This window comes from Phreatobacter sp. AB_2022a, from assembly GCF_026847585.1.
Classification (GTDB): Bacteria; Pseudomonadota; Alphaproteobacteria; order Rhizobiales; family Phreatobacteraceae; genus Phreatobacter.
Genome location: NZ_JAPSET010000019.1, coordinates 1 through 10,720, shown reverse-complemented (window position 1 = coordinate 10,720; position 10,720 = coordinate 1). Strand labels below are relative to the sequence as shown.

The 10,720-nt window shown below is 68.2% G+C and carries 9 protein-coding genes; 6 read left to right on the top strand and 3 right to left on the bottom strand.

The window, feature by feature from the left end:
• Window positions 1-2: 2 nt before the first annotated feature.
• The 4 genes from OZ671_RS15255 to OZ671_RS15240 all read left to right on the top strand — a co-directional run bounded on the left by OZ671_RS15255 (window position 3) and on the right by OZ671_RS15240 (window position 3,610).
• Complete coding sequence (locus OZ671_RS15255; protein ID WP_268861540.1) at window positions 3-1,076, top strand: branched-chain amino acid ABC transporter permease; 1,074 nt, start codon at window positions 3-5, stop codon at window positions 1,074-1,076.
• Window positions 1,077-1,109: 33 nt separating this feature from the next.
• Window positions 1,110-2,375 carry an ABC transporter substrate-binding protein gene (locus tag OZ671_RS15250; RefSeq protein ID WP_268861539.1) on the top strand — a complete coding sequence of 422 codons (1,266 nt, stop codon included), beginning with the start codon at window positions 1,110-1,112 and terminating at the stop codon, window positions 2,373-2,375.
• A 105-nt stretch (window positions 2,376-2,480) separates the two neighbouring features.
• The gene (locus tag OZ671_RS15245) at window positions 2,481-3,272 is read left to right on the top strand and encodes an ABC transporter ATP-binding protein (protein ID WP_268861538.1); all 792 of its coding nucleotides are present in this window, start codon (window positions 2,481-2,483) and stop codon (window positions 3,270-3,272) included.
• Window positions 3,273-3,283: 11 nt separating this feature from the next.
• Window positions 3,284-3,610, top strand: coding sequence for a hypothetical protein (locus tag OZ671_RS15240; RefSeq protein ID WP_268861537.1), 327 nt, complete (start codon window positions 3,284-3,286; stop codon window positions 3,608-3,610).
• A 247-nt stretch (window positions 3,611-3,857) separates the two neighbouring features.
• On the opposite strand, the gene OZ671_RS15235 is transcribed toward OZ671_RS15240, so the two are convergent.
• Genes OZ671_RS15235 through OZ671_RS15225 form a run of 3 tightly spaced genes read right to left on the bottom strand, consistent with a single transcriptional unit; the run spans window position 3,858 to window position 7,675 of the window.
• Window positions 3,858-5,105, bottom strand: coding sequence for an MFS transporter (locus OZ671_RS15235; protein WP_268861536.1), 1,248 nt, complete (start codon window positions 5,103-5,105; stop codon window positions 3,858-3,860).
• Window positions 5,102-5,476 carry a hypothetical protein gene (locus OZ671_RS15230; protein WP_268861535.1) on the bottom strand — a complete coding sequence of 125 codons (375 nt, stop codon included), beginning with the start codon at window positions 5,474-5,476 and terminating at the stop codon, window positions 5,102-5,104. The genes OZ671_RS15235 and OZ671_RS15230 overlap by 4 nt, the downstream gene beginning before the upstream one ends.
• Before the next feature lie 6 nt (window positions 5,477-5,482).
• The gene (locus OZ671_RS15225) at window positions 5,483-7,675 is read right to left on the bottom strand and encodes a TonB-dependent receptor (protein WP_328286365.1); all 2,193 of its coding nucleotides are present in this window, start codon (window positions 7,673-7,675) and stop codon (window positions 5,483-5,485) included.
• A gap of 329 nt (window positions 7,676-8,004) precedes the next feature.
• Here OZ671_RS15225 and OZ671_RS15220 point away from each other — a divergent pair, with 329 nt between their 5' ends.
• Window positions 8,005-9,168 (top strand): M20 aminoacylase family protein, encoded by a 1,164-nt coding sequence (locus tag OZ671_RS15220; protein WP_268861534.1) that lies wholly within the window; start codon window positions 8,005-8,007, stop codon window positions 9,166-9,168.
• A gap of 84 nt (window positions 9,169-9,252) precedes the next feature.
• The coding region (locus OZ671_RS15215; RefSeq protein ID WP_268861533.1) for a dihydroxyacetone kinase family protein at window positions 9,253-10,720 on the top strand (1,468 nt) is incomplete at its 3' end.

Sequence of the window (10,720 nt, the reverse complement as noted above, 5' to 3'; positions counted from 1 at the left end):
CCATGTTCTACCGTCGCGCCGGCATCCGCCACACCCGCTACGAGGACGAGCGGCAGCTCTTTCCGCTCGGCTTCGACCGGGCGCTGATCCTTCTCGTCCTCGCCTTCCTGGTGCTCGCGCCGTTCACGCTCGACCGGCTCTATCTCGCCGGCTATCTGCTGCCCTGGCTGATCTGGTCGACGGCGGCGCTCGGGCTCAACCTGGTCATGGGCGGCGCCGGCCAGATCCATCTCGGCTATGGCGCGGTGATGGCGATCGGCGCCTATACCGCCGTGCATCTCGTGCGCTTCGGCGTGCCGCTCGAATTCGCGATGATCGCCGGCGGCCTGATGAGCGCCGCCATCGGCATCATCTTCGGCGCGGCGGCGCTCAGAGTGAAGGGCATCTACCTCGCCATGGCGACGCTCGCCATGCAGTACATCGTCGACTTCGTCATCTCGCAGACGCCGGCAATCAGCGGCGGCACGCTCGCCACCATCCAGGTGCCGCCGGTGCGCTTCCTCGGCATCAGCCTGCGCGGCGACGTCGAAACCTATTTCGTCGCGCTCGTCGTCTGCGTGCTGGTCACCCTGTTCATGCTCAATGTCCGGCGCACCAGCTTCGGCCGGGCGCTCGCGGCAGTGCGCGAGAAGGACTATGCCGCGCAGATCCTCGGCGTCAGCACGTTCAAATACAAGCTGCTCGCCTTCTGGGTGTCCTCCTTCATCGGCGGCGTTGTCGGCTCGGTGCTGGCGGTCTGCTATCTGCGCGCCGTCTCGCCCGACCAGTTCCATATCGAACTGTCGATCCAGCTGCTCGCCATGGTCATCGTCGGCGGCCTCGGCAGCGTGCTCGGGCCGTTCTTCGGCGCCGCGCTGATCCTGTTCGCGCCGATCGTGCTCAACAATCTCATGGGGTTCATGGCGACGACGCTCGGCCTCGGCATGTCGATCGATCTGCGCGCCCATGTGCCGCTGATGGCTTATGGCGCGCTCGTCATCGGCTTCCTTCTCTACGAGCCGCTGGGCCTTGCCAAGATCTATGACAATCTGAGGAATTACCTCCTCGTATGGCCGTTCCGCCACGCCCAGCGGTAACGGCGCCAGAACAAGGGGCGGAGGAAACACGTCATGTCAGTCAACCGGCGCATCTTTCTCAGTGGAACAGCCGCGGCGCTGGCCGCGCCCACCGTGTCGACGTCAGGAGCCTTTGCCCAGGAGCGGGTCGTCCGCTTCACGCTGGCGCAGGACTTCACCCGCATCTACACCTTCGTCACCTCGGAATATAACCAGGGCCAGCGGGACTATTTCACGCTCGTCAACGAGCGCGGCGGGGTTGGCGGCTACCGCATCGTCGCCGACGTGTCGGACCACGCCAACGACCTGCCGCGGGCGATCGAGGCCTATGAGCGGGGCAAGCGCGAGGGTGCGGTGCTGATCGATCCCCTGTCGACGCCGGTCGCCCGGGCGCTCGTGCCGCGCGCGCTCGAGGACAAGATCAACCTGGTCACCGCCTATTCCGGCCGGAGCGATGCCGCCGACGGCACGAGCTTTCCCTATGTGCTGCCGCTGTCGATCAACTACTGGACCCAGGCCGGCCTGATCATCGACTATTTTGCCAAGAGTTCGGGCGGCAACCTGCGCGGCAAGAAGATCGTCTTCGTCCACATCGACACGCCCTTCGGCAAGGAGCCGCTGCCGATCCTGCAGGTGCTGGCCCAGCGCCAGGGCTTCGAGCTGCTGCCCTTCCCCTACACGCCGCCGGGCAACGACCAGGCCGCGATCTGGCCGCAGGTGCGGCGCGCCCGGCCGGACTTCGTGATCTTCTGGGGCGCCGGCGTCGGCCAGACCGTGGCGCTGACCGAAGCGGTGCGCAACGGCCTGCCGATGGACCGCGTCTCCTCCAGCGTCTGGCTGTCGGAATCCGACATGGGAGTCGTCGGCAAGGATGCGGTGAAGGGCGTTCTGAAGATCGAGCCCTGCGCCAGCGGCCGCGATCCGAAGCCGATCCAGGACATCATCAACGAGGTGGTCGGCAAGGGCAAGGGCGCGGGGCCCAGCGGCAAGGTCGGCACCAGCTACTACAATTACGGTGTCCAGATGGCCTCGCTGATGGTCGAGGGCGTGCGCAAGGCGGCCGAGAAGGCGCCGAACGGACCGGTGACCGGCGCCTGGCTGAACGAAGGCCTGCGCTCCATCACCAACTTCACCGCCGAAGGCCTGCTGCCGCCCACCACGGTGACCAAGGAAGACCATCAGGGCGGCGGCCAGGGCCGCGTCGCGCGCTGGGACGGCAGCAAGTTCGTGCCGGTGACCGACTGGTTCACCGCCAACCAGGACATCGTCTGGGCCGAGATCCGGAAATATTCGGAGGAGTTCCGCCGCTCCGGCAAGTGAGCGCCGGCCCGGAACGACCGATATCGCGGCGCCCGCACGGATCCGTGCGGGCCCGTTCGTCCGGCGTGCCCGCCGCGGGCCGGACGCCTCACAGCGGAGCCCTTCATGACCCTTCTCGCGCTCAACAATGTCGAGGTGGTCTATGACCGCGTCTTCCTCGCGGTCAAAGGCGTGTCGATCGAGGTGCCCGATCGCGGCCTCGTCGCGCTGCTCGGCGCCAATGGCGCGGGCAAGAGCACCATCCTGAAATCGATCAGCGGCCTGTTGAAACCCGAGCGCGGCGAGGTCTCGCGCGGCGAGGTGCATTTCGCCGGCGAGGATATCCTGGCGCTCGATCCGCCCGACCGGGTCCGGCGCGGCATCGCCCATGTGCTGGAGGGCCGGCGCGTCTTCGGCCATCTCACCCCCGAGGAGAACCTGATCGCAGCCGCTTCCATGCACCGCGACCGCGGCCATGTGGCGGCTCTCATCGACAAGGTCATGACGCTGTTTCCGCGCCTGAAGCAGCGGGCCAAGGCGAAGGCGGGCTATCTCTCCGGCGGCGAGCAGCAGATGCTGGCGATCGGCCGGGCGCTGATGACCGAGCCGAAGCTCCTCATGCTCGACGAGCCGAGCCTCGGGCTTGCGCCGTTCCTGGTCGACGAGATCTTCGACATTGTGCGCAGCATCAATGCCGACAGCGGCGTCGCCGTGCTGCTGGTCGAGCAGAATGCCGCCGCCGCGCTGGAGATCGCGGACGAGGCCTATCTCATCGAGAACGGCCGGATCCTGATGGGCGGGCCGGCGGAGGTGCTGAGCAGCAACCCGGATATTGCCGAGGCCTATCTTGGCGGCCACAACAAGGTCGACTATCACGCGGTGAAACATTATCGCCGGCGCAAGCGCTGGCTTGCCTGACGACGAGGCCGATGCGCGACGGGCTCTACAGACTGCGATTCCAGGGCCCGCGCGGCTGGGGCGCCGGCATTCTCTTCGTCACCGGCGAACGCGTGCGCGGCGGCGATGGCGGCTTCTATTATTTCGGCTCGGTGGCGCGCGAGGGCGACAAGGTCGAGATCAAGGTCGAGACCCGCCGGCACAGCCAGAGCGCCGGTCTTGAGACCATTTTTGGCCTGGACGAGGTGCATGTCACGCTCACCGGCAGCCATGCCGCAGAGCGCATCCTGTGCGAGGGCAGCGTCGCCGAAATGCCCGGCGCACAGTTCCTGGCCGAGCTGAGCTGGCTTTCGGAATAATACGCCGGGTCGCAAGCCTGCATGGCAGGAAAGGCAGCCGTCCCTCGAGGCTCGCTTCGCTCGCTCCTCAGGATGAGGATTGTAGAGACTTGCATGGGGCTCGATTGCGCGATCTCGCAAGCGCTCGATATCAAGACATTGATGCAATACTCCACAAATCTCATCCTGAGGTGCGAAAGCGCCAGCGTGAGCCTCGAAGGACGGGCGACCTTCATGCGATGCCCGCTCGATCGCTGGAGGTGCCTGTTCAGCCGGTCCTTGGCCGATCGAGGCCGGCCTTGCTCAGCATGCGCAGCGTCGCGACGACCGCGATCGCCGACAATGCCGTCGACAGGGCGAAGAGCGGGCCGTAGCCAAGCCAGTCGGCGATCCGCCCGGACAGGAGCGAGCCGGCGAGATAGACCACCAGCTGGGCGCAGGCGAGGATGGTGAAATCGGTGCCCGGCTGGTCGGACGAGCTCACCGCCATGAACAGGCTGTAGAGCGCGACGATCTCCATGTAGCGGATCAGCGTCTGGAAGCCGGCCGCGCCGAACAGCGCCTCCTTGCCCGAGACGATGGCGAAGGCGTGCAGGGCGAAGAGCAAGAAGCACAGGGTGCGCATGCCGCCGAGCAGGCTCAGCACGAAGCCGAGGCCGCGCGTCCTGATCAGCCAGGCGGCGAGCGCTGAGCCGCCGAGACCGGCGGTCGCCGCCGCCGTGCCGGACAGGAGGCCGATCTGGTCGAGCGGCACGCCGGCATCGACGAGATAGGGCGCCTCCATTGCCTTCACGAAGCCTTCACTCGCCCGGTAGGTCAGCGCGATCCAGAGGATCTGGCGCGCTTCCGGGCGGCGGAGGAAGGCCATGACCGAGGGGCGCGGCGCCGCCGCCGAGGCCGCGCCGGTATCGTCCTCGCGCATCATCAGCGCGGCGGCGAGCGGCAGGACCGAAAAGGCGGCGATGGTCAGCAGCATCGCCGTCCAGCCGACATGGTGATAGAGCACCAGTCCGAGCGTGCCGCCGACCACCACGCCGAAGGCGACCGCGCCGCCCTGGATGGCGTTGCCGACGGCGCGGTCGGCCTCGGGCAGGTATTTGGCGGCATAGCCGTCGGTGGCGATGTCCTGGGTGGAGAGCAGCATCGAGGCGACGAACCCGATGGTCAGCACGGTGCGCACGTCGGTCGGCTGGACCCAGAGCAGGGCGAGGATGCAGGCGATGATGCCGGCCTGGGTCAGGAACACCCAGCTGGCGCGATGCGCCCTTGCGACCGGCCGGATGCGGTCGACCAGCGGCGCCCAGAGGAATTTCAGCACCAGCGGCAGGAACAGGATCGAGACGAAGCCGATCGCCGTACGCGAGACGCCCTGCTCGCGCATGATGGGCGGAAGGGCGGCGGCGAACAGGTAGGTCGGGATCGCCTGGGCGACATAGAGCCCGGCAAGCACCACGAACAGGCGCAGGCGTCCGGCGCGGGCCGGACCCTGATCGTGGCTGGCGGCGAGGTTGGTCATGCTCCGGCTCCGATGAGGGGCAGCAGCGCGGCGCGGCCGGCCGTTTCATCCGGCGCGAGCGCTACCGGGAAGGACCAGAGCCGCTGGAACGTCGCGGCGGTGTCGGCGGTCGCGTCGGGGCGGATGATGGCCAGGCCACGGCAATTGCGGTTCATGCTTTCGCGCGTCGCCTTGTACCAGAGCGCCTGGGCGCGCTCGCCGGCCGGCGAGAGGGCGCGGCCGCCGCCGAGCACGGCGATGAGGGCGAAGGGCCGGTCGAGCCGGCCGATCGTCTCGAGCGCGCCGAGATAGGCCGCTTCGTCCCCCGCGCCGTAGGGCTGGGTGAGGCGCAGGGTGACGATGCCGCCGGCGTCGTGGTCGAGCTCCACCATGGCGGCTCAGAACGTGCGGCGGAAGCCGGCGGTCACCGTGCGGCCCCAGGCATAGCTCGTGAGGTTGCGCACCGAGGTGGCGGTCGGGTTCTCGTAGAGCGTGTCGAACAGGTTGTTGACGGCGAGGAAGGCCTGGCCGCCGAAGACCGGCGCCGCGACCGAGGCGTTCATCGTGAAGCCGGACTTGATCGGGTAGATCGTGCCGGCAAGATTGATCGGCTGGTTGCGGCCGGTGAAGCCGACGCCTTCGATCCGCACGGTGACGTCGTTGTCGAAGCGGTAGCTGCCGTAGATCATGCCGCGGAATGGATTGGCGATGCGGTTGTTGGGCAGCCAGCTGTCGAGCCGCCCGTCCTTGTTGGAATCGTAGCGGCCCTCGCGATAGGTCATGTTGGTACCGAGCGTCAGGGCACTGGTCACCTGCATCTCGCCCTGGAACTCGACGCCGTAGATCATCTCCTTCTGCTGCGACATGGTGTTGCTGAGCGGATCGAAGGTGACGCCGTCGTTCGAGGTGCTGATGAAGCCGGCCAGGCTGCCGCGGAAGGCGCCGACGCGGCCGCGAATGCCGACCTCGTAGTTGTTCACGAGCTGGGCGCGCGGGCCGATGCTGCCATAGCTGACGGCGGTGCCGGCCGGCAGGCAGGTCGGCCGCGTGAGCGGGCAGGCATAAGCGAGCGTCGAGCCGGCACGCCGGGTGAAGGCGCCGACATCCGGCAGGGCATAGCCCTGGCTGAAGCCGCCATAGAGGTCGATCGTATCGGTCAGCTTGAAGGTCGCGCCGAGATTGTAGGTCGGCGCGGAATAGGTGAACGAGCCGCCGAGAACGGGGATCGCCGGCAGCAGAAAGACCGAGGTCCCGCTGAGGCCGGCATAGATGTCGGGGCGGGTATAGTCCTGCACGGTCAGGGCGAAGCGCTCGTAGCGCAGGCCCGCGCGCACCGTCAGGCGGTCGGTGACCGGCACCTGGAGCTGCGCGAAGCCGGCGAGCGTCGTCTGGCCGAGCGGCGTGAACACCTCGCGTCCGTCGACGAGGTGCTGGGACGTGTGGTCGCGGATGACGTCGGCGCCCCAGGTCAGGCGCGTGCCGCGCCAGAGGAAGTCGAGCGGCGTATCGATGGTGGCGGTCAGGCCGTAGCGCGTCGAATGCAGCACGGTCTGGTTGGCCGGGCTCGTCGGCGAGCGCGGATTGCCGGAATAGTAGACCTGGCTGTTATAGGGGAACGAATAGTTGCTGTAGTTGAAGCGCTTGTTGGTCTCGTTGTAGAAGCTCTGCACCGAGAGCGCGCCGAGCAGGAACGACTGGTCGGTGTAGCGCGCCTGGAACGAGCTCGTCCGTTCCATCACGCTGAAGCCGGAATAGAGGCTCGACGTGTCCGGGCGCGCATAGGTGCCGGAATAGAGCGTGTTGTATTGCGGGTTCTGCTCGAGCCGGATCATGGTGGCCGACACTTCGAAGCGCCGGGCCGGATCGAAATTGTAGCCGAGGCGCGCGAACAGGTTGCCGTTCCAGTAGCGGTCGCCGCCGCCCTGGCCGAGCATGGCGTCGGAGGGCAGCTCGCGGCCGGCGCCGTCATAGGTGCGGCCGGCGGAGCGGCCGGTGGCGACGATCGAATAGTCGAAGCCGTTATGGCCGCCGAGCATGCTGACCGAAACTTCGGGCGCCAGCGAGTTGGCGGCATTGCTGGTGAAGGCGCGCAGGGCCGTGCTGACGGTCACCTGCGGCCGGCCGTCGACCGGCCGACGGGTGATGAAATTGACCGTGCCGCCGGTGGCGCCGGCGCCATAGAGGCTGGAGGCGCCGGAGGCGACCTCGATGCGCTCGACCGCATTGAGGTCGATCAGCGAGGCGATGCGCGAGACGTCGCGCAGCGGCGTGTTGAGCGGCACGCCGTCGATCATCACCAGCAGGCCGCGGCCGCGATAGCTCTCCGAAGCGTTGGAGATCGTCTCGGTCGAGGCGGAATAGCCGGGCACCAGCTTGGACAGCGCGACGGCCGGATTGGACGAGAACCTGAGCTGCTGCTCGATCTCGGCGCGCTCGACCACCTGCACGGTCGTCGGAACCTGTTCGATCGGGCGCGCGGCCCGGGTTGCGGTGACGGTAATCTCGTCGAGAACCTGAACGTCCTGCGCTGTGGCCGGCAAGGCTAGGCTGGCACTGACGAGGCTGCCGAGGCCTGCGCCGATCAGTGTCATCCTGCCCTTGGGCAATCTTGTCGCGCGCCGCATGTCCGTCGTCCAGGTTCAATGCCTTAGAAGCGCCGGAAAATGCAGGGCCAACATTGTGACGTCAACAATGAATTCGGGGAATCTGGAACTATATACTTGTTCTAGACACGGTACTTTTTAAAAGTTTTCAAAAGAGAAATTCGATTTGAATGACTCTAAATTGATGCCTGTTTCGATGGCACGGCCAAGCGCGGGGAGGATGGCTCCAATGCGGGGGAAACCGGCCCGACGCGCTGGCACGGCCCTGATGACATGTTAGCTTTGCGCCACCTCGTCCCCTGAAGTGGAAGCTGCGTATGCCCGTTCTCGACAAGATCAAGGCCTTTGAAAACGACATGACGGCCTGGCGCCAGGACCTGCACCGTCATCCCGAGATCGGCTTCGAGGAGAAGCGCACCTCCGACTTCGTGGCGCGCACGCTGGAGGGTTTCGGCTACGAGGTTCACCGCGGCGTCGGCAAGACCGGCGTGGTCGGCCGCCTGAAGGTCGGCGAATCCAGCCGATCGATCGGCCTGCGCGCCGATATGGACGCGCTGCCGATGCAGGAGGCCAACACCTTCGCCCACCGTTCGACCATCGACGGGCGCATGCATGCCTGCGGCCATGACGGCCATACGGCGAGCCTGCTCGGCGCGGCGCGCTATCTGGCCGAGACGCGCCAGTTCGACGGCACGGTCAACCTGATCTTCCAGCCGGCCGAGGAAGGGCTCGGCGGCGCCAACGCGATGCTCGCCGACGGCCTGCTCGACCGCTTTCCCTGCGACGTCCTGTTCGGCTTCCACAATGCGCCGAACCTGCCGCTCGGTCATTTCGCCATCCGCCCCGGCCCGATGATGGCCGGCGGCGCCTTCTTCGACATCATCGTCAAGGGCAAGGGCTCGCACGGCGCCCATCCCGAATTCAGCGTCGACCCCGTGCTGACCGCCTGCCACATCGTCACCGCGCTGCAGTCGATCCCGGCGCGCAATGTCGGCGCGGTGGATTCGGCGGTGATCAGCGTCACCCGGATCGAGGGCGGCGATGCCTACAACGTCGTGCCGAACCAGGCGGCGGTGCGCGGCACGGCGCGCTGGTTCAAGCCGGAGGTCCTGAAGATCATCGAGACCAATATGCGGCGCATCGCCACCGGCGTCGCCGAGGGTTTCGGCGCGACGGCGGAGGTGGATTTCCGGCTGATCTTCGCGCCGCTGGTCAACAGCGCCGACGATGCGACCTTCGCCGCCGACGTCGCGGCGGAAATCGTCGGCGAGGCCAAGGTCAATCGCGCGCGCGACCTGATCATGGGCTCGGAAGACTTCTCGTTCATGCTGGAGAAGGTGCCCGGCGCCTATATCAATATCGGCAATGGCGATGGCGCCAATGTCCACAATCCCAGCTACGACTTCAACGATGCGCTGCTGCCCTATGCGGCGAGCCTCTATGCGCGTCTCGTCGAGCGGCGGCTTGCGACCAACCGGTAGAGCGAAGGCCACCATCGAGCCGGGCGCGCCTTGGCGCTCCCGGCCGAGCCGCCCGACAGCCTGCCGCTCCACCGGAGCCCGCCGATGAAAAAGCTCGTCAACGACCCGCGTCACGTCGTACGCGAAATGCTGGAGGGCCTGGTCGCGCTGTCGCCGGGCCAGGCGCTGCTCGCCGACGAGGACGTGGTGGTGCAGGCCGGCCTGCCCGAACCCGCGCGCCGGCCGGTCGCGGTGCTCTCGGGCGGCGGCGCCGGCCATGAGCCGGCCCATGCCGGCTATGTCGGCGCGGGGCTTTTGACGGCGGCGGTGTCGGGCGACGTCTTCACCTCGCCGAGCACCGATGCGGTGCTGGCCGCGATCCGCGCCGCGGCCGGGCCGGCGGGCGCCGTGCTGGTGGTCAAGAACTATACCGGCGATCGGCTCAATTTCGGCCTCGCCGCGGAGCTGGCCCGGGCCGAGGGCATTCCGACCGAGGTGGTCGTCGTCGCCGACGACGTCGCCTTGCACGATACCGTGCCGGCCGAGCGCCGGCGCGGCATTGCCGGCACCGTGCTGGTGCACAAGGTGGCGGGGGCCGCAGCCGCGGCGGGCTGGCCGCTCGGCCGTGTCGCCGACACGGCTCGTGCGGCGGCCGCAGGGCTCGGCACGATGGGCGTCGCGCTCGGCGCCTGCACGGTTCCGGCCGCCGGCCGGCCGGGCTTCGTGCTCGGCGAGGACGAGGTCGAGCTCGGCCTCGGCATCCATGGCGAGCAGGGTGTGCGGCGCGGTGCACTGGAGACCGCCGACCGTCTGGTCGACGCCATGCTGGAGGTGATCGTCGGGGATCGCGGCCTTGCGGCCGGCGCGCGGGTGGCGCTGCTGGTCAACGGCCTCGGCGGCACGCCGCCGATGGAGCTTGCCATCGTCGCACGCCGGGCGCTCGCGGCGCTGCGCGAGCGCGGGATCGTTGTCGAGCGGGCGTGGAGCGGCAATTTCCTGACCGCGATCGAAATGCCGGGCTGTTCGCTGTCGCTGCTCGCGGTCGACGACGATCGGCTCGCCCTCATCGATGCGCCCGCCGCGGCACCGGCCTGGCCGGGCGGCGGCAAGATCGCGCCGGCGCGTATCGTGGCGGCGCCGGCAGCGGCGGATAGGACAACGGCGGGCGGCAAGGCCGACCCGGCGATCCGCGGCGCGCTGCTCAAGGTGGCGGACGCCCTCGACGCCGCCGAACCTCACCTGACCGCCCTCGACAGCGCCACGGGCGACGGCGACCTCGGCCTCAGCATGCAGCGCGGCGCGAATGCCTTGCGCGCCTTGCCGGACGGCGCCTTCACCGGTGCGGCGACGGTGCTCGCGGCGCTTGCAGGAGCCCTGCGTCGCGCCATTGCCGGCAGCTCCGGGCCCTTCTACGCGGTTGCGCTGATGCGCGCCGCGCGCCACCTCGAGGGTAACACCGGGCCGGATGCCGCGGCTCTTGCAGCCGCGTTCCGGGCCGGCGTCGACGCGATCGCGGAGCTCGGCGGCGCGCGGGTCGGCGACCGCACCATGCTGGATGCGCTCATGCCGGCGG

Bases quoted from the DNA above. Each gene is read 5' to 3' on its own strand.
- OZ671_RS15255 (WP_268861540.1), top strand. From the start codon at position 3: ATGTTCTACCGTCGCGCCGGCATCCGCCACACCCGCTACGAGGACGAG.
- OZ671_RS15245 (WP_268861538.1), top strand. From the start codon at position 2,481: ATGACCCTTCTCGCGCTCAACAATGTCGAGGTGGTCTATGACCGCGTC.
- OZ671_RS15225 (WP_328286365.1), bottom strand. From the start codon at position 7,675: ATGACACTGATCGGCGCAGGCCTCGGCAGCCTCGTCAGTGCCAGCCTA.
- OZ671_RS15235 (WP_268861536.1), bottom strand. From the start codon at position 5,105: ATGACCAACCTCGCCGCCAGCCACGATCAGGGTCCGGCCCGCGCCGGA.
- OZ671_RS15230 (WP_268861535.1), bottom strand. From the start codon at position 5,476: ATGGTGGAGCTCGACCACGACGCCGGCGGCATCGTCACCCTGCGCCTC.
- OZ671_RS15250 (WP_268861539.1), top strand. From the start codon at position 1,110: ATGTCAGTCAACCGGCGCATCTTTCTCAGTGGAACAGCCGCGGCGCTG.
- OZ671_RS15240 (WP_268861537.1), top strand. From the start codon at position 3,284: ATGCGCGACGGGCTCTACAGACTGCGATTCCAGGGCCCGCGCGGCTGG.
- OZ671_RS15220 (WP_268861534.1), top strand. From the start codon at position 8,005: ATGCCCGTTCTCGACAAGATCAAGGCCTTTGAAAACGACATGACGGCC.